Here is a 25134-nt window from a genome sequence, read left to right on the forward strand (position 1 = left end):
GGATAGGATAAAATGCCAAGTTTAACACCATTGCATGAAACCTATTGTAAATGGGATCGTACACCACCAAGCCAAGCCGATGTATTAGAAGGACTTGCTCAATTGGTAACGACTCGTTTAGGGGATGTGGTGCAAGACCTTATACAAGAAATTCAACGTGAAATTTTGATCAGCATATTTGGGATGAGTGAACAACGCTCGAAAAAAATACAAAAAATCCCCTATATTGACAAAATGTACCAGTTTGCCTATGACAGCTTACTCAGTTATGGTCATTACTTAATTGCGCCAAGTTTGCGCCAAATTATTGAAAAATATCCAAAATTACATGAAAAACCACTCACCCCTGCATTGCATTTTTTAGTTGGGGCTTTAAACGGGGTGCTGGGTGATTATTTATTAAAATATCAAAACCCGCTTGCATTACCCATGGTGCTCTACGACCACTATACTGAATTACAAAAAGGTGATCTTTCAGGCCGTGTGGTCATTTTTACCCATGGCTTATGCATGAACCATTTAGACTGGTCAACCCGTCAATACGGTGGTATTGGTGAAAAATTATTGGCTCAGCGTGACCATAACACCATGCTCTACTTAAACTACAATACTGGACGCCGTATTTCTGCCAATGGGCGCAGCCTTGCCAACACTTTAGAAGATTTGCTTCAACGTAACCCATTGATTACCAGTATTGATTTAATTGGACATAGCATGGGGGGCTTAGTGTTACGCAGTGCCTTATTTTATGGCAAACAAAATATGCATCAATGGATGCACCTGACTGAAAATTTAGTCTGCTTAGGCTCACCACATCATGGGGCAGTTTTAGAACGTTTTGGTTTTATTTTACAGGATCGACTGGGGCACTTCCCGTTTGTGAAAATCGTCCGACATATTGTGAATATTCGCAGCAATGGCATTCTGGATTTACGTTATGGCAGCGTGCGTGATGATGATTGGGAACATAATACGGCCCGCATTGGTGGCATGGATGACAATCGTAAACCTGCCCCGCTACCTTCGCATATCAACACCTTTTTAATTGCAGGGTCTGTTGTCTATGAAAATAGAAAAAATCGTCATTTCGACCTGCTAGGTGACTATTTAGTCAGTGTTAAAAGTGCGTTGGGAGAACATCCTAATCCGCGTTTTCAATTGAAGCTGCCCAAATCAAATAAAGCCATTTTCTATGGCATCCATCACTTTGAGATTCACTATCACTCCAATGTAGCTGAACAGATTGTGAGATGGTTTTATCCGCCTCCTGATGCCCCAATTAAAGAACAGGTTCATGAATATCGGATGCAGTTCGAAGATTTATCCAACAGTGCACCAATTTAAATGAATCATAAAAAAGCCACCTTGCGGTGGCTTTTTTAGATGACCATTTTTATTTCTTCTTCCCTGCTTTAGGCGTAGTCAAAGCATAGTTACGCAATAATTGCCACACACTCACCAGCACCAATACAGCAAAAAACAAGAATGACCAGACAGGCAAGGATTGCCCTAAAAAGGTCCAATCAACCACTGCACATTCACCAGAACCAGTTAGAACTTGTTGGAAAACCGATTTTAATGGCAAGGTATTGAGCCAATAATCTAGGCCCGGACCACAGCTCGGCACTTGGTCAGGTGGCAAATTTTGCAGCCAAACATGACGTGCTGCCACACCTGCCGACCAAAGAATAGAAAGCGTACCCAAAAAGGCATACACACGTTTTCCAACATTTGAATTCGGATTATGAATGAAAGCAAGCAAAGAAATAAGCCCTAACCCGATCAATCCAATACGCTGAAAGACGCAGAGTGGGCAAGGCTCAAGACCTTGTACATGTTCTAAATACAGCGCAAAAGCCATGCCAATAACGCTGGCTAAAAATAAAAAACCACTCACGGAACGATAACGCCATTGCATGGCAAATCCTCTTAATTTTTATCGATAATCAGCAAGATATTGCTCAAAACTGAGGCTGCTATCTTGTTCAAGTTGCTGTTGTTGTTGCAATGACTGTACAGCCAAATCATCAAAATACGACAAGGTATCTGGGCTTAATGGATGCTGCTCATAGCTCATAGCATGTTGTTGTGCCATCAGACTACCAAAGCCCCATGTACCGCCATTTTCTAAAGTATCGGCAATCACCTGTGCAGACAGCGTTTCATCCACTTCATCAATACGTTTGAGCATCAATGCTAAGGCGGCTGAATACAAATCAGTAGTATAGGTTGCGTCCAGTAAATCAGCTAAAGGTTGCATTGCGATGACCTGCATACGGCTCCATGCTTCAATCGGATGCTCACCTGTCGCATCTAAAATGGAGGCATTCGGTGCACGACCACGATTGACAACTTCTGCTTGATTACGTTCAATCTGCTGTTGTTCTTGATCCAGTAAATCAGGACTATCTTGTAATAAACAATGCAGCGCTAACACTTCCAAAAATGCCGCCGTGTTTTCATCTATGCCAATTGAACTGTACGGATTGACATCCACTGCACGTAATTCAACATAACCTACCCCTCGATTTTCAAGGGCTTGCGATGGTGTTTCACCCGCTTTCGGCACTTGTTTCGGACGGACTAAACTATAGTATTCATTTTCAATTTGTAGCACATGATCATTAATTTGAATCGGCTCACCCTGTTCATCGGTTAAACCTAAATGGCTAAACGGTGCATAAGGCGTTTTGACCGCTTTCTGTAAACCTTCTAAATAGCCCGACATGGTATTGTAGTGAATACCCAACTGTTTCTGCGCTGAATTTTGATAGCCAAAATTGCCCATGCGTAATGCTGTGGCATAAGGCAGAAATAACGTGCCTTTAAGTAAAGGCAATAAGTGATGCTCACGTCCAGTCATAAAACACTGGCACACCGAAGGGCTAGCACCAACCAAGAACATCACCAATGGAGTTAAACGAATAAAATTACGAATTAAAGCAAAATAACGATGACTGCGATAATCCTGTAAGCTCAAACTTTTTAAAGCCTCATCGCTCTCATGCTGTTGCAGTGCTTCAAAGACTTGATCAGGGAAAGATAAATTATAATGCACCCCTGAAATGGTCTGCATACGACGACCATAACGCACCCCTAAACCATGACGATACAAGGTCTTAAAGCGACCAACATTCGATGTTCCATATTGGGCTAAACGAATGTTTTCTTCCTGATCATCCAGCATACACGGCATCGACAACGGCCAGAGCTTTTCACCATTTTCCAAATGACGATGTGCAATCGCATGGATATCGGCTAAATAATGTAATGCTTTTTTGATGCTGTCTTGTGGAGGGGTAATAAACTCCATCAAGGCTTCAGAATAGTCAGTGGTAATATGCGGATGTGTTAAAGCCGACCCGAATGCTTTTGGATGCAAGGCTTGCGATAAAAAACCATTGCTTTGCATACGCAGGCTTTCACGCTCAATACCGCGCAACATGCCTTTAAACAGCGAAGAATCCACCCAAGTTGGCAATACAACGTGAGAGGTCGATTCGGGTTGACTCATTACAATCTCGCTTATCGGAAGATAACTACTAAAATAAAATCATCAGTTTATAGCAGTATAACGTGATTTGGGACTGTCACATGATCTGCTGTATATTTTTCAAGTAAACCGTCAATTATATTTCTGGCAAATTTTTATCACAAAGTTACTCTACAAGACATCTAAATTTTGTGATTGTATTGAATAATAAGTGCTAAAGAATTGTAAATATTATGAATTATTCAGATATTTTGGACTTTTGGTTTCATCCAGACACTCAAGCCTACTGGTTTGCAAAAAATGATGATTTTGATGGATTAATTCATCAAAAATTTTATGACATACATCATCAAGCCGCACAAGCCGAGCTATGGTCTTGGCGTAAAAGCGCTGAAGGTCGCTTAGCTGAAGTGATCATACTTGACCAATTTTCGCGTAATTTGTTTCGTGATCAGGCGCAAGCCTTTGCCCAAGATGCTTTAGCCTTGGCACTTGCCCAAGAAGTCATCGAGTTAAATTTAGATCAGCAATTAAACCCAGAACAACGTGCTTTTTTATATATGCCCTTTATGCACAGTGAATCGAAATTGATCCACGAGGTTGGGCTAAAATTGTTTCAACAATTAGGCCTGCCTATCGGTCTGGATTATGAAAAAAAGCATAAAGTCATTATTGATCGTTTCGGGCGCTATCCGCATCGTAACCAAATTTTAGCGCGTCCCTCGACTGCCGAAGAACTCGAATTTTTAACTCAACCCAACAGTAGCTTTTAAGTATTTATTGTGTCTCCTCCCTTGCACAGTAAATTAGTATGGAGGTTTAACATGAAAAATAATTTTATCCTAAGTATAGGACTGGTGATGGCCCTCTCTGGCTGTGCCATGACGCCTTCAAAACCGCTGACTTTTGACCAACTGGGTCAATTCAGTAATACGCCTTTGAATGCTCAATCCTATCGCATCAGTTTTCAAGCCCGTCCCAATATGAGTTTTGGCACAGCAGAAGAAATTACCTTAGTCAAAGCAGCGCAAACCACAATACAAAATGGATTCCGCTATTTTAAAGTGCTGAATGATCCGAGCAATGTCAACCAACCACCACGCAAAGCCGTAGTCTATCCAACCCCAATGTACGCTCCATACGGTTATTACCGTCGTTACCCTGGTTTCTGGCCTGATCCATTTTATGATATGCCACAAGTGGTCACGATTGACCCCGTGCAAGTTTCCTATACCATTGAATGCTATAAAGATCAAAAAAAAGCACCGAGCGATGCTTTTGATGCCACTTTAATTTTACAGTCTTTGGGTCAAAAATACGGACTTAGCCCGACAGGTCAAGTCTTAGCACCGCAAATGCCGACAACAACAAAATAACCCGATGTCACACATCAACAGGAAGCTTGCATGACCATAGCGGAAGCAGAAACCACCCCAAGTTTGCAACGCAGTAAACGCCTTGCCACCATTGCCCTGATCATGGCGATTGTCACATGGTTAATCCTGATGGTGGTTGCCAAGCTCCTTCCTGAATATGTGTGGCTGATTCACATTTTAATGCTCGCTGCTGAAGCAGGGGTCGTCGGTGGCTTAGCAGATTGGTATGCCATTACGGTGCTGTTTCGCAACCCATTTGGCAAAATGCCCATTCCTAAATTTTTACTCGATCACACCGAAATTATTCCACGCAATAAAGCACGTATTGCAGAATCGATGGGCCGCTTTGTTCAAGAAAACTTTTTGTCTCCACAAGTGGTCGAAAGAAGTCTACACAGTACTGATATTAGCCTTGCTGTGGGCCAATGGCTGGCAAAAACTGAAAATAATGCTCAAGTTACACAGGTTATTCAGCAAACCGTACCGAAAATTTTTGAATTTGTCGGACAGGAACAAATTGGACGTTTTATTCAAAATAATAGCGTGCAATGGGTACGTAACACCCAAATCAACACCCTCGCCAGTGAAATGCTGCGTGCCGTTTTAGAAAATGATTTCCACCAAGATGTGTTACAACACGGACTCGACTTAGCACATGAATGGATGCTTTCACATCCAGAAGAAACCCGCGAACTGACCCGTAAGTTATTCAAAGAACTGGGGGTGTTAAAACTGGCCAAAGGTGCCAGTTGGATTGGCATTGATGTACAACAGCGTACCATTGATTCATTAATCGCACGGGTTGAATCCATGCTGGCCGACCCAGAACATCCGTGGCGACAACAGATTGAAGAAATCGGTCATCAGCTCATGCTAGAACTTGCGGATGATGAAAGTAGTGCCAGCCATCGCTTAAACAGCAGCAAAAATGCCTTGCTCGATAGTCCACAAGTGCTGAATTTTATTAGTGGCGCGGTGGTGATTTTATGTGATGCGATTAAAGCGGACTTACTGAAAGCCAATTCAGGCATTGCCCAAAATCTGCGGGTCGCCATTCAACAAGTTGGTGAAAATATTATTTCTAATCAAGCAGTACGTGATCTACTGAATGAAAAAATGAGTGCTATTGCCATCAATTTAAGTGATCAATATAGTGAAAAAGTCATTCGTTTTATTAGCGAACGCATTCATGAATGGGATTCACGAGAAATGATCGACAAAATTGAAAATGAAGTCGGTGGTGATCTGCACATGATCCGCGTCAATGGCGTGGTTGTCGGTGCATTTATTGGCTTGGTGCTTGGGATTATTCGTGCTTTGGTTGATTTAGTACTGTAAAAATGTGTTTCAGATAAAAAATCATCTTCGACCCACAGGCAATCTGCACTTAAGTATTGATTTACTTTGGTGCATTCTGAGCAGGCATATCAACCAGTTTGCCCGTCACTTTACGTACTAGCGGCAAAATAGCCAACACAATAGGAAAAGCAAAAGCCCAAGAAATCATCCAGTTATGCAGCCATAAATTGATAAAACCGTCGATCCAACCTAAATTACGCAGCATATTAATAAAAGAAATAATACCACTCATCAGACAAGACAAAATAAATGGCATCACCACTGTGGCCCATTTTGCAGGCAGTTTGGGAATATTACCGATAATCATAGGACGGTCAGGTTGCATATGCTCGACTCGGATTTTTTACAGTCTTCTAATATGCCATAAATCATGCTTTTTTGAATATTTTCCTCGTTTTATCCCCTTCCTCCCGATGTAGACTATCGGACATGTTTTATTCAATACAAATGGGTTTACCTAAAGACGGCAAAATTTGCTATATTCATTGTTTTTCCGCGACATTTATTTTTCGACTGATTATGAATACGGCAATCCAAGCAGCTCTCGAACATGCAGTGCAATCTCTTCAAGCTGAAGGTGTACTCCCATCCGACTTTAATAACAGTGGTAACTTAACGCGAACCAAAGACCGAAGCCACGGTGACTTCGCGTCAAATATTGCAATGATTGGTTCTAAAGCTGCGGGTCTCAAGCCTCGTGATCTCGCGGAAAAAATCCTCGCACATCTTCCCGAAGTCGCTGATATCAGCAAAGCAGAAATTGCGGGCCCTGGCTTTATTAATTTCTTTTTAAATGCCGACCAACGCTTTGCTGTACTGGATCAGGTTCAAGCACAACAAGATCAATTCGGTCGCACCAGTGCAAATGCAGCCAAACGTGTTCAAGTAGAATTCGTTTCTGCTAACCCGACATCCAGCCTACATGTCGGTCATGGTCGTGGTGCCGCCTATGGTATGACTGTTGCTAATCTACTTGAAGCAACGGGTGCAACGGTTGACCGCGAATATTACGTCAATGATGCGGGTCGTCAAATGGACATCCTCGCAACATCGACGTATTTACGTTACCTTGAATTAACAGGTCAGGAACTGGTTTTCCCAAAAAATGCCTATCAGGGCGACTATGTTAAAGAAATTGCACAAAGTATTATCGACAAAGATGGCGATGCGTACGCACGCCCTGTCGCTGAAGTCTATCAAGATGTGCCTGAAGATGTGCAATATGCAGCTGAGCCAGATAGCGATGGCAATAAAGTGGTAATTTCAGGTGACAAAGAAAAACACATCGATGGCTTAATCTATAATTCACAGCGTTTGATTGGCGAAGGCTACCGTGTTTTCCATCAAGCGGCGTTAAAAGCCATTCTTGATGACATTAAAGATGATCTTGGCGAATTCGGGGTAACTTTTAACCAATGGTTCAGTGAAGCCAGTTTGACTGAAAAAATTGATGAAGCACTACAAATGCTGGATCAACGTGGCTTCTTATATGAACAAGACGGTAACATCTGGTTTAAATCGACTGAATTTGGCGATGAAAAAGACCGTGTGGTAAAACGTCGTAATGGTCAAACCACCTACTTCGCCTCTGACATTGCCTACCACCTGAATAAATTACAACGTGGTTATACCGACATTGTCGATATTTGGGGTTCTGACCACCATGGCTATATTTCCCGTGTCAAAGCAGCGATTGATGCGCTCGGCTATGACTCGAAAAAATTGACGGTACTGTTGGTTCAGTTTGTCAGCCTATGGCGTAGTGGCGTGATGGTACAAATGTCATCGCGTTCAGGTCAGTTCGTAACATTACGCGACCTACGTAAAGAAGTCGGTAATGATGCCGCACGTTTCTATTACGTGATGCGTAAATCTGAACAACACATTGACTTTGACCTTGACCTTGCTGTGTCACAAAGCAAAGACAATGCGGTGTATTACATTCAATATGCCCATGCACGTATTTGCCGTATGCTCGAAAAAGCAGCAGCGACTGACGTGAATTTTGATGCTGTGAATGCACGTCAATTTGCGGCAAAACTTGATCTGGATGCTGAAACGGAAATTTTAGCTAAACTTGCCGCTTATCCTGAAATTGTGATTCGCGCAGCAAATAGTTATGAACCACATCAAGTGGGTAATTATCTGAAAGAATTGGCTGCATTATTCCACGGTTGGTATAATGAGCATAAAGTACTCAATGATGATGCTGAACTTACGCAAGCACGTTTATTACTTTCAGTAAACGTACAACAAGTGCTACGTAATGGTTTAGAATTATTAGGTGTATCCGCTCCCGAGAGCATGTAATATTTTACATTGCTGCAAGACAAAGTCCGAGTGAGCATATCAACACTGCTATGCTCACTTGATGACGACTATTGTCTGCGTCCATATGTGAAATAATACTGGGTATGCTCCTGATGTGGGCAATGCTTAAAGCACAACCAATTGAATATTAGAATAATGAGGTTCACAAGTGTTTGGAAAAACGCAGCGCGGTGTATCAGAGCGACCAAATAAACCGAAAAAGCCCTTGATTCCGACATGGCTGGGGACACTTGTGGTCATTTTAATCGTGTTAAGTTTTGCCGTAGCGTTAATGCTATGGAAACCGTGGGCACCTGTTCAGCCGAAGAATCAGATTAATTCTGAACATTATCAAGAAGACACCAATAAAGACTATCGTTTCTACGATTTATTGCCTCAACAGCAAGTCACACCTATTCCAGAACAAGCTGTGCCTGAAAGCAAGAATGCAAGCACCGTAGTCATTGTTGAAGCACCAGAAGTAGAACCTGCGACCAACACTCCCGTCACCGAACCAAGTCTTGAAGCATCAGAAGCGCCCGTTGTACATCAGCCCAGTTATATTCTTCAAGTCCGTAGCTATGCAGATCCAGATAGTGCCGATGCGCGACGCGCTGAAATTATTTTAAATGGTCTATCTGCCGATGTGGTTAAATCAGTGGAAAATGGTCAAACTTGGTATCGTGTTATGTCTGGCCCTTATGATTCACCTGAAGCTGCGATCATGGCCCAGCAAACGCTACAACGTAGTGGTATTGATTCGATTGTGGTGAAACGATAAACCCCAGATATGAAAAAGTGCCTAATGGCGCTTTTTTTGACCTTGCCCGACTCCTCTGCATTTAGGAGAAGGAGCCTCCCCCTTTGAAAAAGGCGGAATGAGGGGGATTTAGATCACTTAATAAAAGTAAATTCTTTAAATCCCTCCAACCTCCCTTTTAAAAAGGGAGGCTAAAAGCATTTAAACCGCATGTCCTAAAGCTTCACCCATCACCACTGTTGAATTGGCTTTAAATGCGGCATCCCAAACCATTTTGTCTTGTTCAAATAAAATGACTGCGGTAGAACCTAAATAGAAACGCCCCAATTCTGCCCCTTTTTCAAGGAATACGTCATGTTGATTGAGTTCCAAACGCCCTGTAGGTTTCACCTTGCCTGTTGCTACCGTTTCAATGCCAGCCACAATCATCGCACCGACTAAAACCACGGCCATACGACCCAATTCAGTATCAAACAAACAGACCATGCGTTCATTACGTGCAAATAAACCCGGAATATTTTCCGCAGTGGTTTGATTGACCGAAAATAACTCACCCGGCACATAGAGCGTTTCAGTTAACGTCCCTGCAACAGGCATATGTACACGATGGTAATCTTTAGGTGATAAATATACTGTTGCGAACTGACCATTTTTAAAAGGTTCAGCCAATTGTGGATCGGCAATTAATTTTTCCACCGAAAAAGTTTGACCTTTGGCTTGGAAAATATCACCTTGTTCAATTTTACCCAATTGTGAAATTGCGCCATCTGCTGGAGAAACAATACTTTTAGGATCAGTATCAATCGCGCGTACACCATCTTTTAATGAACGAGTAAAAAACTCATTAAATGATTTATATTTCAATGCATTGCTTTGTTCAGCAATTGACATATCAATACCATATTGAGCTTTAAAAGCCTGAATCACCGTATTTTTTACAATTGGGTTTTCACTGGCTGCAAGTTTGCCCACCACACGTGATAATTGATGTTGTGGCACAACACGTTGTGCTTGAATAAAAATTTGTTTTTTTAAACGTGATGTGAAGCTCAAGATGGTAACTCTCCGGTAATAATCGGACTATCGAGGCGGTTGCCCCATTCACTCCACGCACCGTCATAAGCTTGAATATGCCAACCGAGTAATCGACCCAAGATATAAGCTAAACCTGAACGGTGATGTGACTGACAATACACCACGACTGGTTCATTTAAATTGAATCCCAATTGTTCTAAGCGTTGTTGAGTGCGTTCTAAGGGATGTAATTTTAAATGATTTTCACGGTTAAGGGCAGTACTCCACTCAAAATGTCGGGCATTTGGAATGTGACCACCGCGTCGCGCTGCAAGTCGCAGTCCAGTGTACTCATCTTCTGTACGACAATCCCAGATTTGGATTGCATTGTTTTGTACTTTATCCAGCAGTTCTGGATATTCAATACGATATTGATCGATATCCGTTTGCTTTATTTCAACTAAATGTTCTACAGGGGTTAATTTTTCCACTTCTGAAGAGGTTGGATAACCCGCAGCTAACCAAGCATGAATTCCACCATTGAGTAAGCTGGTATTTTTAAAACCCAAGCAATGTAAATTCCAAATTAAACGCCCTGCCCATGCACCACCTTCATCGTCATAGACCACCACATGATGCTGTGGAGAAATATTTAAATATTCAATCAGTGCTTGCAGCGCCTCCACATCTGGCAGTAAACCCGAAGCTTGTTCTTCTTGGCGTAGCAACTGCTTAGGTTTGACATGAATCGCATGCGGAATGTGTAATTGATCATAAACAGAACTACGGCTTAAATCGACAATACGTAATTGATCATGACCCAAATGTGGCAACAGCTGTTCTGCTTCAATCAGCAGCGCAAAATTAAATGTAGATATCGTCATACTTTTCGCGTTTTATTTAGATCAACATCTGTGATCTTAGCACAAGTCATTTTCACTATTATTCTGATTTTTTGCATTCATTTAGCAAAAAATCAGATATAGCAAAGCGAACTTTATGCTGTTTCTGTGATTTGGAACACCTGACGTAAATAGGCAAGGAAAGTATCATTATCGGTCATGGTTTTGCCGGGGCTATCGGAAATTTTCGCCACCGATTGACCATTACATTCAACCAGTTTCAACACAATATTTAAGGGGGTTTGTCCCATATCATTGGTTAAGTTGGTGCCAATACCAAAACTCACTTGGAAACGATCTTTAAAGTATTGATGTAAAGCCCAAGCTTTTTCTAAGTTCAGCCCGTCACTAAAGGTTAACATCTTACTTTTGCTATCGACTTTGAGTTTTTTATAATGTGCATAGGCCTTATCGCCCCATTCATAGGGATCGCCACTGTCATGACGTAGACCATCGAATAGTTTGGCAAAATACAGATCGAAATCGCGCAAAAAAGCATCCATACCGACCACATCGGTTAACGCAATACCTAAATCGCCACGATATTCTTGTACCCATGTTTCCAATGCTGCTTTTTGAAAATCGCGTAAACGCACATCTAAAGCTTGGAAGGCTTGCAGGAATTCATGTGCCATAGTGCCAATTGGGGTCAAACCCAAGTCTTTAGCAATCAGGACATTACTGGTGCCACGAAAAATATCAGGCGCAGCGTGATTAAAGGCTTCAATCACATGTTTTTGCCAGTCATAACTATAACGACGGCGCGTGCCAAAGTCGGACACTAAAAAGGGTGGATCATTCGAATTTTGTTCTTGTTGATATTGATTCAGCAGCACCATTTTGGCCTGTAAACGGCGTTCGCCTTCTGCCCAAACCTCATCACTACGAATACGGCGGAAATACAATTCATTGACAATGGCGAGGACAAAAATTTCAAACATCATTGCTTGAACCATCGGGCCTTCAACCCAAATATCCAAACGACCTTCTGAATCAATACTGGCTTTAATAAAACGACGTTTCAGTTGGAATAATTCTAAATAATCAACAAAATCACTTTTGATAAAACGTAAACTGCGCAGATAAAGCAGCTCATCTTCTTTAAACTTCAGCTGACATAAATAGTCCAACTGCTCATTCAAATCATGCAAAATATCCGTCAGTGGATAAACCGTATCTTCCAAATTACGGCAACGGAAATGATAGACACTATGCGTTTGAGGAAACTTATGTAAGACCACCTGTAACATGGTAAATTTATACAAGTCGGTATCTAATAATGAATGAATAATTGCAGACATATAACTTTCAGTTTTTATCAACTACTTGCATTAAAGCATATTTTATTCAGTTGAATAACGAAAGTTTTCGTAAATGCTCAAAGCAATTGGATGATTTACAGCACCTGTATAAAAGCTCAACCCGCCTATTCACTTCGTTCAATTCACACTACGGCATCTTAAAAAATAAGCCCCCTTTTTTAACTAAGGCAACCTCAAACCAGTCTCAGTGAAAATAAACCAATTATTTCAGCATAGAGTAAGACGGACTTGGTTTAGTCTTTAAGTGTGTATTTGCTACAATTCACAGCAAATTTGAAATTACTGATTTGGTTAAATTATGCGTGCGTTATTGCAACGAGTTCTTGAAGCAAAAGTTGTCGTGGATGCTGAAACAACGGGAGAAATTCAACATGGTATTGTGGTCTTTCTGGGTTTAGCGAAAGAAGATAATCTCGAAAAAGGCAAAAAGCTGATTGATAAGATTTTAAAATATCGTTTTTTTGATGATGAACAAGGCAAGATGGGCTGGAATGTTGCTCAAGCAGGGGGTGGATTATTATTGGTTTCTCAATTCACCTTAATGGCACAAACACAAAAAGGCTTACGTCCTGACTTTGGACCAGCCATGCCACCTACTGAAGCCAAAGCATTATATGAACAATTGGTTGTTTATGCTCAAAGCCAATTTGAAGCTGTACAAACTGGTATTTTTGCCGCTGATATGAAAGTACATTTGGTCAATGATGGACCTGTGACATTCAATTTGGAAGTTGAATAAGCCGTTAAAGCAATCAGAAACAAAAAAGCCCTGAAGTTTGATCATTCAGGGCTTTTTTAATGCATTTAAGCAGCTAAAACTGAATTACTTACCCGTTTTTTCACGAATAAATGAACGAACCAATTTTACTTTTTCTTTAATTGGTTTTGGTAGTTTAGGTGGAATCAACTTCGCGACTTTATTAAACCAAACCAAAAGACCAAAATCGCCTTCCATTTTAATGCTGCCATTTTGCATGCCTGTCATGAAAGCGGTCGGATCACCTTTCATTAAGGTTTTGACCCCTTGTTCACTGTCTGCAAATTGCAAAATAAAGTCAGCTTGTTCAGCAGCACCAGATACGCTGTCAATTTGCCCGTTGTTGACGATAATTTGACGTGCAACGCCCAAATCAGTCCCAATTTGAATACGGAATTGACGTTCATGAACCAGCTCAATAAATTTTGGGCTGGTACGCGCCAACTGCTTCATACGCAAAGCCAAACCCGCCACTAACAAATCAAGCGGATCCGTGCTGACATCGACCAGTGGTAATTTTACGACAGGAATCGAAGAAAGTTTCATGACATTTAAGCCTATTGTAATTGTTGAAAAATTGACGACTTATCCTAACATAAGTTGTGTTTTTTGAACTAAGGCTTTGTATAATAATAATGCACAAAAAAGAGGTGCTCAAAGCACCTCTTTTTGAAAATTTTTAGATCCGTTGCTTTAACGGCTGGAGCATTGTTGTTGGTCATCTTCGTACACGGGGGTATGTTCAATACAACGGCGTTTGGCTAAAGCACGTTCTGCACGGTGGTCTTCCCGAAATAACAGCATCGTCACAATCAGCATCGCTGACATGATCGCAGTGAGATAGCTATAGGTCATGGGCAATTCAAACACCATTTCTGTACTGAAACGGACGATTTCAATCAAACCCCAAAACAACATCCCTGCGAACATAAAGCTTAACAAACGACGATAAGGTGAGAAGAAAACAGCTATTAACGCAGCCGCAATAAAGCTTAAGCCCACAATGGTTGCTAAATTTGCTGTGACCATAAAAACCTCCGTCTAAGACTCCATTTGGACATTTAAGTTTTGCCTAAATCGAATCCCCGATGACCGTTAAATAAATGATGGAATATATCTATATCAATTTCTTATGCAAACATTATGCGGAGTTTTTGCAAGAAAAAAAGTCTTGTATTTTTATAAAGCGACATACCTTGTCGCAATATTATTTTGTCATTACATTTTTTTATTTTTAACTTTTTCTAAAAGTGAGATGGGCTAGGACTTGCCGTGTCATTACAAAAAAAATAGGCATTTTTAGCCTTAAAAAAATATTTTTTCAGAACCGATTGAACGCTGTTTTTATCAGCAACCCAAGTCAACCGTTCATCGTATTTTAGTGATTTTTGCCACAAAAAACGCGACATTAGTGTCGCGTTTCGTCAATAAACTTCAATACTTAGGCACGATTAAGGTCTTTATCATGTACACCAAGCAGATATAACACACCGTCTAGACCCACGCTTGAAATCGCTTGATTTGCATTTTGACGAACCAAAGGTTTGGCACGGAATGCGACCCCTAAACCTGCAATCGATAACATTGGTAAATCATTTGCACCATCACCTACAGCAATCGCTTGTTCTAATGAAATGCCCATATTGTCGGCAAGTTCACGCAGCAATAAAGCTTTACGCGCCCCATCGACAATATGCCCTTTGACTTCACCTGTTACCTTGCCATCTTGCACATCCAAAACATTGGCATGCACTTCGTCAATGCCTAATTTTGCTTGCAAATATTCAGCAAAATATTGGAAACCACCTGAAAGAATCGCAGTTTTATAGCCCAATGCCTTCAGGGTTGAAATCAGACGTTCCGCCCCTTCTGTGACCGTTAAGCGTTGTGCAATTTTAGGTAACACAGATGCATCCATCCCTTTCAACAAGGCCACACGAGCGCGGAAGCTTTGTTGGAAATCCAGTTCACCCTGCATCGCACGTTCAGTAATTTCAGCGACTTGCTCACCGACACCTGCCTCAATCGCAAGTTCATCAATCACTTCTTGTTCAATTAAAGTCGAGTCCATGTCAAAGCAGACCAAACGGCTGTTACGACGGAATGCATTGTCTTCTTGAACCGCGACATCTACATTCAGTTCAGAGGATAAACGTAAACATGCCGCACGCATGGCAATGGCATCTAACATCTGCCCTTTTAAACCAAATTGTACGCAAGAACGTTTAGGTTCATCGACTTGACGATGAAGATCTGGACGACCCGATAAGCGTGTCACGGTTTCAATATTAAAACCTTGATTCGAGACAATCTTGGTCACGGCTTGTAATTGCGAAGCAGTCAATTCTGGTGCCAGTGCCGTAACGATATAACGGGTCTGACCACCCTCACTGACCCATTGATCATATTCTGTTGTAGAGATTGGTTTAAAGCGCACTGTTAAGCCAATATCATGTGCTAGAATCAAGATCTCCTTCATGGCTAATGCTGTAGCAGTTTGGTCATCTGACGAAACAACAATACCTAAAGTCAGTTGGTTATGGATGACGGCTTGTCCAACATCCAGAATTTGTAAAGAATGTACGGACAACACCTGCATTAATCGTGTAAATTGATTAGGCTGGTCTGGTCCCAAAAATGATATAAGAATGATTTCTCGCATGAATTGACTCGGATCTGAGCTACAACTATTGTAAGAATCATAATCCAATTTGAATATAAATGCCTTGGAAGTTTACGTTGAATGCGCCTAGACAAGGGCTATTTGCTAGCCTACTAATTGTAAGTTTTGCTTTACACACGTTTTTACTGGTACTTGCGACGACACACCAACTCAATGCAAATCGTGCCAGTCAGGGACAACTGATGACCACACAATTGGTCACAGACAGCCTATCCGAGCTTGAACCTGCCAATCCTGTGTCCTTAGCATTATTAGCCGACCGTTATGCAACCAACCCAAGTGTTGCTTCTATTCGTATTTTAGATGCGAATAATCAGGTACTTGCAACAGGTGGTTTAACCAAAACACGTCAAGGTGAAGTCTTTGTTCGTGAAGCGCTGCAAAATGAAAAGAAAGTCGGCAGTATTGAAATTACTTTAATTCAATCCAGTATTGGTGAAATTTTACGTACCCAATGGTTGGCCATTTTATTGTCATTTATCATTCATGGCTTAATTTGGTTGGCTTACCGTGCAATTGCCCGCCCAAGTCGTACCGAATATTTGGCGCGGATTAATAATGAATCACGCCTAAAACATGAAATTCAAACCTTGACTCAAGCTTTACAACAAGAACAACACAATGCTGCTGTCGCTATTGCCCAAGCACAACACCATGCGCAAGCAAAAGCTAAAATCAAAGAGCCAAAGCCTGTCGTACTGAATGACAACTGTATTGCCTTAAATATTCAGTTCTATGACCCTAAACAACTGATGGATTCGGTCAATAAAACAGTTTCGGTGCCTTATTTTAATTTGTGTCAAATTTTCCTGAATAAAACAGCAGAGTTATGTGTACAACACTACAAACTCAATAGTTCAGATATTTCTACAGTACATAAATTTGATGAACATGGTGCCACTATTAGCATGTCGGTAGAAACACCAAATGCAGTGCAATGTTTGGTCATGATCAGCACCGTATTCCAACTGTTGTCAGATGTCTTATACAAACGCTACCGTGAAGAAAAGCGCTTTGTTTTACAAACCCGTAGTGCCATTTCCAGTCATGTCGATGCCATGCAACTGACACCAGTACAAGCAGCGGAACGTCTGGTGCAACAATTGGCTGCAAAAGAAAGTGCGATTCATTTGCCCAATGAATTACTCAAAGACATTTCAGATCGTTACCAATTGGTCAGTATTCCTAATCCAACCAATGTACTGACGCGTCACGCATTTATGATGAATGGTATGGACAGCGAAGTGGCTGAACTGGCACAAACCTTTAGAACTGAAATTTTAAAAGCTAAACAATCGAAAGCATCTTAAAAACGGATGCAACAAAAAACCGAGCCGATGTGCTCGGTTTTTTTTTCGCTTCAAACAACAGACTATTCAATGGGATCTGTTTTTATTTGATTGGCTTTGCTGGCCCAATATGTCGCTAGCGCTGGCCCCGAAATATTATGCCATAAACTAAAAATAGCACTCGGTACAGCAGTAATCGGTGATGCAGCAAAGTGCACCGCAGCCAAAGCCACACCTAAACCCGAATTTTGCATACCGACTTCAATGGCAATCGCTTTGCTGTCGGCATAGGGCAATTTAAATAAACGACTTGCCCCAAAACCCAGTAAATAGCCCAAACCATTATGCAATGCCACCACGGCTAAAATCAGTAAACCCGATTCCAAAATTTGCGTCTTACTGCCTGCAATAATCGCTGCGACAATGGTGACAATCGCAACCACCGAAATCAGTGGCATGACTTGAATATAAGCCGCTACTTTTTGTTTCAGCACCGAACGAACCATCAGTCCCAAAATGATGGGAAATAACACCACTTTTAAAATTGAACCCAGCATCGATAGTGCATTAATTTCAATCCATTGACTGGCTAAAAAATAGAAAATTGCTGGGGTGAATACAGGGGCTAAAATGGTCGAAACGGAAGTACACGCCACCGATAAAGCGGTATTACCTTTGGCCATATAGGTAATTACATTAGATGCGGTTCCCCCTGGGCAACAACCGACAAGAATTACCCCAATCGCAATTGCAGGCGGCAATTGAAACAACTGACACAACAGATAAGCCAGTGCAGGCATCACCATAAACTGTGCCACCACGCCAATCAGCACCGCTTTAGGACTGTGTAGCACCCCTTTAAAATCATCTACGGTCATGGTCATGCCCATACCGAACATAATAATGCCCAGCATCCAAATGATATAGACTTTCAGCCAGACAAAAGCTTCAGGTACGATTAACGCAATACCCGCAAATAACACCACCCAGAGCGCAAAGGTTTTCTGAATAAATTGGGTAAAGCGCAAAAAAGTAAACATAACGGTGACATCCCCTATTTATTCTAGTCTCAAATCGTGAGATCACTTTTAACAGGCTCATCGAACTCAAGTGTTTCTGTTCTCGGCCCGATTATGCATTTTTCATGCATGCTGCTGAATAATATCTTTCACCAAAATCCGTTTCACCCCTTTCGCCAACATCTCTTGCCATGCCTGCTGCAATGAACCATTTAAGTCGATGCCTTTGGTGGCATCGGAAATGACATAGGCTTTAAAACCAAACTTACATGCATCAATTGCCGTCCATGCCACACAAAAATCGGTGGCAATGCCGACAATAAACACTGTATCAATGCCACGTTCTTTTAAATAACCTGCCAAGCCTGTCGTGGTCTTTTGATCAGATTCCATAAAAGCAGAATAACTGTCGATATGCGCATGACAGCCTTTACGGATGATCAATTGGGCACTGGGCAAATGAAGATTAGGGTGCAGTTCTGCATCTGGCGTACCTTGAACACAATGTACAGGCCACAAGACTTGCGTACCATAGTCCAGCTCAATCGTTTCAAACGGCTGTTTAGCATCATGATTGATAGCAAATGACACATGGTTTTCAGGATGCCAATCTTGAGTAATCACTATCGTTTTAAAATACTGCGCCAATTGATTAATGTTCGGAATAATCTGATCTGCATGCGCCACAGCTAAATTTCCACCCGGGGTAAAACCATTTTGCACATCCACGACGATCAGCGCAGTATTGTTTTGCATCATTTTCAATCCATTCTTAGTGAGTTGTCATTTTTGTGACTAAGCATATAACAAAATAAATTTCAGTATTTAGGCTGGACAGTAAAAATAAGATGACTGACAACTTAAATAATCACGATACTTGGGCAAATTCGATATGTAGCATCATTGAAAGTTCGAAATTTTTTTACTATGGCTAAAAGATAGAAATACATTTTAAGTTAAAAAAATAGCCCGCAATATGCGAGCTATTTCATCAAACTAAAACTTAAGCTGATGTTTGTAAACGACGAACCAAAATCAACATGAAGATCGCTGAAATCACAATACAAGGAATAGCGGCTGAAATAACCCCTGCTGCACCAAAGCCCGCTGCAAGGAGTTGACCTGCAATTGCAGGACCCAGCATTGCACCTATCCGACCTACAGCTGAAGCCATTCCCACACCTGTTGCACGGACTTCAGTTGGGTAAACAATACTGCCAAACGCATACAGTACTCCTTGGCAACCAATCACAAAGGCACCCACCAATGCTGAAGCCAAATACATTTGCGTCAATGAACTTGCCGCATTTAAGCAAAATAAACCAGCTAAAATGCCACCGTACATTAAAATAATCACATAGGTTTTTTTCCAGCGGTCAGTCAACATGCCTAACACTACCGTACCAACGGTTGCACTGAGCATAAAGAAAAATTGTGCAGTACTGCCTTCTTTACGCGTAAAGCCCAGCTCCATAAACAGTGAAGGTAACCAACTTAACATGATGTAAACCACCATCAAGGTAAAGAAGTAGCTCACTGAAATTAAGCAGGTACGCGCCACGTTATGACTATTGAATAAATCTTTAAAAGAACCTTGAGTCGTTACTGCTGTGGTTTCCGCTGTATTTTTTGCTTTTAAAAATTCACGTGACTCGGGTAAAAATTTCATCATGATTGGAATAACAAAAATAGGCAGCAAGCCACCTAAATAAAAAATGTTTTTCCAATTTGAACCAAAATCTAAACTTGCAATGTACGACAAAATTGCAGCGCCGACAGGCATACCACAATACATTAGACCAACAGCACGTCCTCGGTTTTCAGCTTTAACCGCTTCAGAAGCCAGCGTAATTAAATTCGGCATTGCCGCACCTAAACCTGCACCCGCTAAAAAACGAACCAATAACAGACTGTTAAAACTGTTCACCCATACCGTACATAAAGTAAATAAGGCAAAAACTGCAACGGAGCAAATCAATACCTTTTTACGCCCAATACGATCTGAATATCGCCCACCAATCAGCGCTCCAGGTAATAAACCTAAAATCCCTGCGCTAAAAAACACACCCAATTGCGAACTGTCTAAACCAAAGGCTTCACGAATACCCGCCGCTGCAATGCCTGCTGCCTGAATATCCAAACCTTCAATAACCGCAATTAAAAAGCAGATTGCCACCGTAATTGCAGCATGCCTGTTATCTGATCTTTCCATTGGCAATTTCCCTATTCAATCAGTGTCCAAAATAGAACGCCATCATCCATGACTCAGGAAATTCAAATAACTACCAATAAGTGGAAGGATTTACAGTTTATGAACAAAAATAATAGATATTTAACGTTTTTCGTGGGCAGAACAAATAGTCGCAAAAACACTTAATCGGATTATCCACAGCGTAAAAAACTGAAGTCTTTCTCTATAATTACAACTTTATACGCCTGTTTATAATGAAATAAAAAAATGGCAGTCATCGTTTTAACTGATTATTCTGCAACTTTTTAATACGGTTTTACATAGATTAAATTCTTGTTTTATATAGCTTAAAAGTCTATGCTAATCTCTATTAAATCTTAAATCCTGATGTTTTTACACGGAATTGCTGCTGCTGTTGGCTTTAAAGTGCAAATAGGACATTTTTACTCGTATTTTTTATACAAAAATAGCCTGACACTGGTCATGATATTCATTAAAATTTTAGGGCTAAAGGTTTTCTGAACATAACTTTGCTATATTTATTTTAACGACTTTGCATAAAGTTTTTATATGCTTTGACTAAAGCATATTGTTCTTCATCGTTTGTTCGTTCATAATTTGCATAAGCATTATTCAATTCGCTTTAATCGTATTGAAATTGCTATAAATCAAAATACGCACCCATCCAAATTTATGTTTTTCTACCTCTGCCGGATGGACAAATAGGATATTTTTTTAAAATGACTCAGCAAGCACAGATCATCCAAGGTTCAATTGTCGCAATCGTCACTCCGATGTTTGAAGATGGCAGCGTAGATTGGAAGGGTCTAGAAAAGCTCGTTGAGTGGCATATTGCACAAGGCACGAACAGTATTGTTGCGGTTGGTACGACAGGCGAAGCATCGACTTTAAGTCTGGCTGAACATAAACAAGTCATTAAAGAAATCGTTCGTGTAGCCAACAAACGTATTCCAATCATTGCAGGTACGGGTGCCAATTCGACCCATGAAGCAATCGAACTCACCAAAGAAGCAAAAGCGTTGGGTGCAGATGCCGCACTGTTAGTGACCCCTTATTATAATAAACCCACACAAGAAGGTTTATATCAGCATTACAAAGCGATTGCTGAAGCAGTTGATTTACCTCAAATTCTTTACAATGTCCCGGGCCGTACTGGCGTAGACATGCTTAATGAAACCGTGATTCGCCTTGCTGACATCCCGCAAATTGTTGGGATTAAAGATGCCACAGGTGATGTACCACGTGGTCAAGCGCTGATTGAAGGATTACGCGGTAAAGAAATGACCGTTTACTCTGGTGATGATGCAACGGCTTATCAACTGATCGCACTAGGCGCACTAGGCAACATTTCTGTGACTGCAAATATCGCACCGAAAGAAATGAGCCAAATTTGTGCTGCTGCTATTTCAGGTGATTCAGAGCGTGCTGAAACTTTGAACAACGAAATTGCAAATTTACACAATATTCTATTTTGTGAATCCAACCCAATTCCTGTGAAATGGGCACTTCATGAAATGGGCTTAATTGGTACGGGTATTCGTTTACCATTAACTCCTCTTGCAGAACAATATCGCACACCGTTGCGTGAAGCACTCAACGCTTCGGGTGTCATTCAATAAAGAGCACAACACTATGCAATTACGTTTTGGTTTAACCCTTGCACTTTCAGCATTTGGTTTAATGGGTTGTAGTTCTATGGGAATCAACAATGGTTCTCTGGATTATAAAAATACTGCATCCCTTGAACCCCTGAAATATCCTGAAGGTTCAATGGTTCGACCTGCAACGCCATTGTACCCAGCTCCAAAGGTTGACCCTCTTGCCCTTGAACACGCACCTAAACTGGAAAATAAAAAGGGCAACCGTTTTGCGATTCCCCGTCCAAATCAAGTGCAAGAAAACAGCTTAATCAATAGTCAAGATGACAATACCAATGTCAGTCGTCCACAACTTGTTCGTGATGGAAATCAAAATCCGTTACTCAAAATTGATGGAAATTCTGCTACAATTTGGCAGTACACACTTGCTACCCTCAGCAGCCTTAACCATAGCATTGTTGGTCAGAGCAAAAATCGTTACGAAGTAACCATTAAGGTCGATCAAAAGGTGTATGTATTAAGACTGACCTCTGTCGGTGCAAGTAATAACCTAGCCGTGTTCAATGCCGATAATAGCTTTGCAGACCAAGAAATCGCTGCTGAATTATTAACCCAGATTTACCAAAATTGGCCAGCCTAGTCGTACTAGGCATTTTTTTTTGAAAAAGGTTCCCCCATGTTGAAACAAACCTTGCTCTATACTGGTAAAGCGAAATCTGTTTATGAAACAGACAGTGAAGATCACCTGATTTTAGTCTTTCGTGATGATGCCTCTGCGTTTAATGGCGAAAAAATCGAACAACTAGATCGCAAAGGCAAGGTTAATAACCGTTTCAACGCCTTTATCATGGAAAAATTGGCTGCTGCTGGCATTGAAACTCACTTTGAAAAACTTCTTTCTCCAACTGAAGTTTTAGTGAAAAAATTGCAAATGGTTCCGGTTGAATGTGTAATTCGTAACTACGCAGCGGGTAGCTTGTGCCGTCGTTTAGGTGTTGAAGAAGGTAAAGAATTAACCCCTTCTACATTTGAATTATTCTTCAAAGACGACGCGCTTGGCGATCCAATGGTCAACGAATCTCAAGCCATTGCTTTAGGTTGGGCAACTGCGGAACAACTTGCACAAATGCAAGTACTGACTTACAAAGTAAACGAAGTCCTAAAAGATTTGTTCGACAAAGGCAATATGCTTCTGGTTGACTTTAAACTTGAATTTGGTGTGTTCCACGACCGTATCGTTCTTGGTGATGAGTTCTCTCCAGACGGTTGCCGTCTATGGGACAAAGACACCAAGAAAAAACTCGACAAAGACCGTTTCCGTCAAGGTTTAGGTGGTGTTGTTGAAGCCTATGAAGAAGTGGCTACACGTTTAGGTATCGACCTTTCTGATATCTAATCCGCATACTGATTCAAAAAACCGAGCCTGATGGCTCGGTTTTTTTATGCGCCCATAAATCGAAAAAACAAATGTTACTAATAAAAATGATCGTTTTTACAAAATTCAGTTATCGCGCTAAAATAATCATATCGCAGACAAGATCAACTTTAAGGTCTTGAAGCCAAATTTAATTGCGCTCAACTGTTATTCCTAAAGGATGTCCTCTCCCAATCTCAGACATCCTTTTTAGCCCGACTCATTCCCGAGTTGGGCTTTTTTTATTGCTGCTGCTGTTCCTGCTGCCAACGACGTTGTTGAAGTTTTTCACCTTCCACTTCACGTTTATTTCGAGCTGACTCATATAACTTGGTGCCTTTTAATTCAGGCGGCAAATATTCTTGCAGAATAAAATGCTCAGGATAATTATGTGGATAGAGATAATCCACGCCATAACCCTGCTCTTTCATTAACTTGGTCGGGGCATTTCTTAAATGCAATGGCACGGATAAATGAGCGGTTTTTTCAGCTAAATCCAACGCCTTATTTATGGCTAAATAAGTGCTGTTACTCTTGGCACTGGTGGCCAAATACACAGCACATTGTCCCAAAATAATTCGGCATTCTGGCATGCCGACCGCTTGAACCGAACGAAAGCATTCACCAGCCAGCAACAAGGCATTTGGGTTGGAATTACCTATATCTTCCGAGGCTGCAATTAGCATACGACGAGCAATAAAAACTGGATCTTCACCACCTTTAAGCATACGTGCCATCCAGTATAAGGTCGCATCTGGATCACTGCCGCGAATGGACTTAATAAAGGCAGAAACCAAATCGTAATGCTGCTCACCCGATTTGTCATAACGGGCAATACTTTGCTGTGCAACTTTTACCACCACAGCATTGGTAATGCTATTTTCCAATTCAGCTTCAAAAGTACTGGCGATCAGATCCAAAAGGTTTAATGCCTTACGTGCATCTCCCGCCGCAAATTGGATCAATGCCTCATATTCTTCAATTTGAATATAGCGCTGTTTTAAAAAATCATCATTTTGCAACGCTTGATTCAACAAGGTCTGAATAGCATCGTCTGTTAATGCATTTAAGCTATAAACCTGACAACGCGATAGCAAAGCATTATTGACTTCAAAAGAAGGGTTTTCAGTGGTCGCGCCAATTAAAGTAATTTTGCCTTTTTCCACAGCATTCAGTAATGCATCTTGTTGTGACTTATTAAAGCGATGAATTTCATCAATAAAGACTACAGGCGTTAGTAAATCCCCACCTTCGGCAATCACTTCACGAAGCTCTTTCACCCCAGTATTGAGTGCCGATAGACTGACGAAAGGCCGATCTACCGCTTGTGCCAACAGCAAAGCAATGGTGGTTTTTCCAACACCAGGCGGGCCCCAAAAAATAATGGAGGGTAAATGCCCCTGATCAATCATTTGGCGTAACGGTGCTTGAGCACCTAACAAATGGTCTTGCCCCATAATCTCGGATAAATCGCGTGGGCGGAGCCGTTCAGGAAGAGGAATGTTACTGTCTGACATCTTGTTATTTCTTTACTGTGCTTAAAACAAGTCTACTATGTAATTTTAAGCTCGCGTATTTCAATTTAAGGCTTTTACAAAAAAATCATATCGCTTTTTTTTAAGTTTA

Annotated in this window: 24 protein-coding genes; 11 read left to right on the forward strand and 13 right to left on the reverse strand. The window is 41.2% G+C overall.

The window, feature by feature from the left end:
- The first annotated feature begins 12 nt into the window (after positions 1-12).
- Positions 13-1344, forward strand: a complete 1332-nt coding sequence (locus B9T30_RS05205) for a hypothetical protein (RefSeq protein WP_086184077.1) — start codon at positions 13-15, stop codon at positions 1342-1344.
- A gap of 49 nt (positions 1345-1393) precedes the next feature.
- On the opposite strand, the gene B9T30_RS05210 is transcribed toward B9T30_RS05205, so the two are convergent.
- Both B9T30_RS05210 and gshA read right to left on the reverse strand, forming a co-directional pair.
- The gene (locus B9T30_RS05210; protein ID WP_086184078.1) at positions 1394-1918 is read right to left on the reverse strand and encodes a disulfide bond formation protein B; all 525 of its coding nucleotides are present in this window, start codon (positions 1916-1918) and stop codon (positions 1394-1396) included.
- A gap of 18 nt (positions 1919-1936) precedes the next feature.
- Entirely contained in the window at positions 1937-3514 is a 1578-nt protein-coding gene (gene gshA, locus B9T30_RS05215) for a glutamate--cysteine ligase (protein WP_086184079.1), read from the reverse strand.
- A 212-nt stretch (positions 3515-3726) separates the two neighbouring features.
- Here gshA and B9T30_RS05220 point away from each other — a divergent pair, with 212 nt between their 5' ends.
- The 3 genes from B9T30_RS05220 to B9T30_RS05230 are packed head-to-tail and all read left to right on the forward strand — an operon-like array spanning position 3727 to position 6207.
- Complete coding sequence (locus tag B9T30_RS05220; RefSeq protein ID WP_086184080.1) at positions 3727-4266, forward strand: DUF924 family protein; 540 nt, start codon at positions 3727-3729, stop codon at positions 4264-4266.
- Positions 4267-4317: 51 nt separating this feature from the next.
- Positions 4318-4869, forward strand: a complete 552-nt coding sequence (locus tag B9T30_RS05225; protein ID WP_086184081.1) for a CC0125/CC1285 family lipoprotein — start codon at positions 4318-4320, stop codon at positions 4867-4869.
- Between the two features lie 30 nt (positions 4870-4899).
- Entirely contained in the window at positions 4900-6207 is a 1308-nt protein-coding gene (locus B9T30_RS05230; protein ID WP_086184082.1) for a DUF445 domain-containing protein, read from the forward strand.
- Positions 6208-6268: 61 nt separating this feature from the next.
- Here B9T30_RS05230 and B9T30_RS05235 read toward each other — a convergent pair whose 3' ends face one another.
- Positions 6269-6553, reverse strand: coding sequence for a DUF2798 domain-containing protein (locus B9T30_RS05235; RefSeq protein ID WP_086184083.1), 285 nt, complete (start codon positions 6551-6553; stop codon positions 6269-6271).
- Between the two features lie 194 nt (positions 6554-6747).
- Between B9T30_RS05235 and argS the strand changes: the two genes are divergently transcribed.
- Positions 6748-8538, forward strand: a complete 1791-nt coding sequence (gene argS / locus B9T30_RS05240; protein WP_086184188.1) for an arginine--tRNA ligase — start codon at positions 6748-6750, stop codon at positions 8536-8538.
- Positions 8539-8707: 169 nt separating this feature from the next.
- The gene (locus B9T30_RS05245) at positions 8708-9319 is read left to right on the forward strand and encodes an SPOR domain-containing protein (RefSeq protein WP_086184084.1); all 612 of its coding nucleotides are present in this window, start codon (positions 8708-8710) and stop codon (positions 9317-9319) included.
- Between the two features lie 180 nt (positions 9320-9499).
- Here B9T30_RS05245 and asd read toward each other — a convergent pair whose 3' ends face one another.
- From asd to pncB, 3 genes are all read right to left on the reverse strand, one after another.
- Positions 9500-10351 (reverse strand): archaetidylserine decarboxylase, encoded by an 852-nt coding sequence (gene asd, locus B9T30_RS05250; protein WP_086184085.1) that lies wholly within the window; start codon positions 10349-10351, stop codon positions 9500-9502.
- Complete coding sequence (locus B9T30_RS05255) at positions 10348-11196, reverse strand: sulfurtransferase (protein WP_086184086.1); 849 nt, start codon at positions 11194-11196, stop codon at positions 10348-10350. The genes asd and B9T30_RS05255 overlap by 4 nt, the downstream gene beginning before the upstream one ends.
- Positions 11197-11309: 113 nt before the next feature.
- Positions 11310-12515: a nicotinate phosphoribosyltransferase gene (gene pncB / locus B9T30_RS05260; protein WP_086184087.1), complete on the reverse strand. Its 1206-nt coding sequence runs from the start codon at positions 12513-12515 to the stop codon at positions 11310-11312.
- 319 nt (positions 12516-12834) lie between these two features.
- On the opposite strand from pncB, the gene dtd reads away from it, so the two are divergent.
- The gene (dtd, locus tag B9T30_RS05265; RefSeq protein ID WP_086184088.1) at positions 12835-13275 is read left to right on the forward strand and encodes a D-aminoacyl-tRNA deacylase; all 441 of its coding nucleotides are present in this window, start codon (positions 12835-12837) and stop codon (positions 13273-13275) included.
- An 84-nt stretch (positions 13276-13359) separates the two neighbouring features.
- Here dtd and B9T30_RS05270 read toward each other — a convergent pair whose 3' ends face one another.
- The 3 genes from B9T30_RS05270 to serB form a co-directional block, all read right to left on the reverse strand.
- Positions 13360-13839 carry an SCP-2 sterol transfer family protein gene (locus B9T30_RS05270; protein WP_086165369.1) on the reverse strand — a complete coding sequence of 160 codons (480 nt, stop codon included), beginning with the start codon at positions 13837-13839 and terminating at the stop codon, positions 13360-13362.
- Positions 13840-13986: 147 nt separating this feature from the next.
- Positions 13987-14322, reverse strand: a complete 336-nt coding sequence (gene aciT, locus B9T30_RS05275; RefSeq protein ID WP_086184089.1) for a ciprofloxacin tolerance protein AciT — start codon at positions 14320-14322, stop codon at positions 13987-13989.
- A 412-nt stretch (positions 14323-14734) separates the two neighbouring features.
- Positions 14735-15955, reverse strand: coding sequence for a phosphoserine phosphatase SerB (gene serB, locus B9T30_RS05280; protein ID WP_086184090.1), 1221 nt, complete (start codon positions 15953-15955; stop codon positions 14735-14737).
- A gap of 77 nt (positions 15956-16032) precedes the next feature.
- On the opposite strand from serB, the gene B9T30_RS05285 reads away from it, so the two are divergent.
- Entirely contained in the window at positions 16033-17286 is a 1254-nt protein-coding gene (locus tag B9T30_RS05285; protein ID WP_086184189.1) for a hypothetical protein, read from the forward strand.
- Positions 17287-17348: 62 nt separating this feature from the next.
- On the opposite strand, the gene B9T30_RS05290 is transcribed toward B9T30_RS05285, so the two are convergent.
- The 3 genes from B9T30_RS05290 to mhpT all read right to left on the reverse strand — a co-directional run bounded on the left by B9T30_RS05290 (position 17349) and on the right by mhpT (position 20496).
- Positions 17349-18305: a bile acid:sodium symporter family protein gene (locus B9T30_RS05290; protein WP_086184091.1), complete on the reverse strand. Its 957-nt coding sequence runs from the start codon at positions 18303-18305 to the stop codon at positions 17349-17351.
- Positions 18306-18407: 102 nt separating this feature from the next.
- Complete coding sequence (gene pncA / locus B9T30_RS05295; RefSeq protein WP_086184190.1) at positions 18408-19040, reverse strand: bifunctional nicotinamidase/pyrazinamidase; 633 nt, start codon at positions 19038-19040, stop codon at positions 18408-18410.
- A gap of 247 nt (positions 19041-19287) precedes the next feature.
- Positions 19288-20496: a 3-(3-hydroxy-phenyl)propionate transporter MhpT gene (gene mhpT, locus B9T30_RS05300; protein WP_086184092.1), complete on the reverse strand. Its 1209-nt coding sequence runs from the start codon at positions 20494-20496 to the stop codon at positions 19288-19290.
- Positions 20497-21215: 719 nt separating this feature from the next.
- On the opposite strand from mhpT, the gene dapA reads away from it, so the two are divergent.
- The 3 genes from dapA to purC are packed head-to-tail and all read left to right on the forward strand — an operon-like array spanning position 21216 to position 23490.
- Positions 21216-22115: a 4-hydroxy-tetrahydrodipicolinate synthase gene (gene dapA, locus B9T30_RS05305; protein WP_086184093.1), complete on the forward strand. Its 900-nt coding sequence runs from the start codon at positions 21216-21218 to the stop codon at positions 22113-22115.
- A 13-nt stretch (positions 22116-22128) separates the two neighbouring features.
- Entirely contained in the window at positions 22129-22734 is a 606-nt protein-coding gene (locus tag B9T30_RS05310; protein ID WP_086184094.1) for a lipoprotein-34 precursor (NlpB), read from the forward strand.
- A gap of 36 nt (positions 22735-22770) precedes the next feature.
- Positions 22771-23490: a phosphoribosylaminoimidazolesuccinocarboxamide synthase gene (gene purC, locus B9T30_RS05315; protein ID WP_074946872.1), complete on the forward strand. Its 720-nt coding sequence runs from the start codon at positions 22771-22773 to the stop codon at positions 23488-23490.
- A gap of 260 nt (positions 23491-23750) precedes the next feature.
- Here the strand turns inward: purC and B9T30_RS05320 are convergent, their stop codons facing one another.
- Entirely contained in the window at positions 23751-25025 is a 1275-nt protein-coding gene (locus tag B9T30_RS05320) for a replication-associated recombination protein A (RefSeq protein ID WP_086184095.1), read from the reverse strand.
- Positions 25026-25134: the final 109 nt, after the last annotated feature.

Source organism: Acinetobacter sp. ANC 4973 (assembly GCF_002135275.1).
GTDB classification, from domain to species: Bacteria; Pseudomonadota; Gammaproteobacteria; order Pseudomonadales; family Moraxellaceae; genus Acinetobacter; species Acinetobacter kyonggiensis.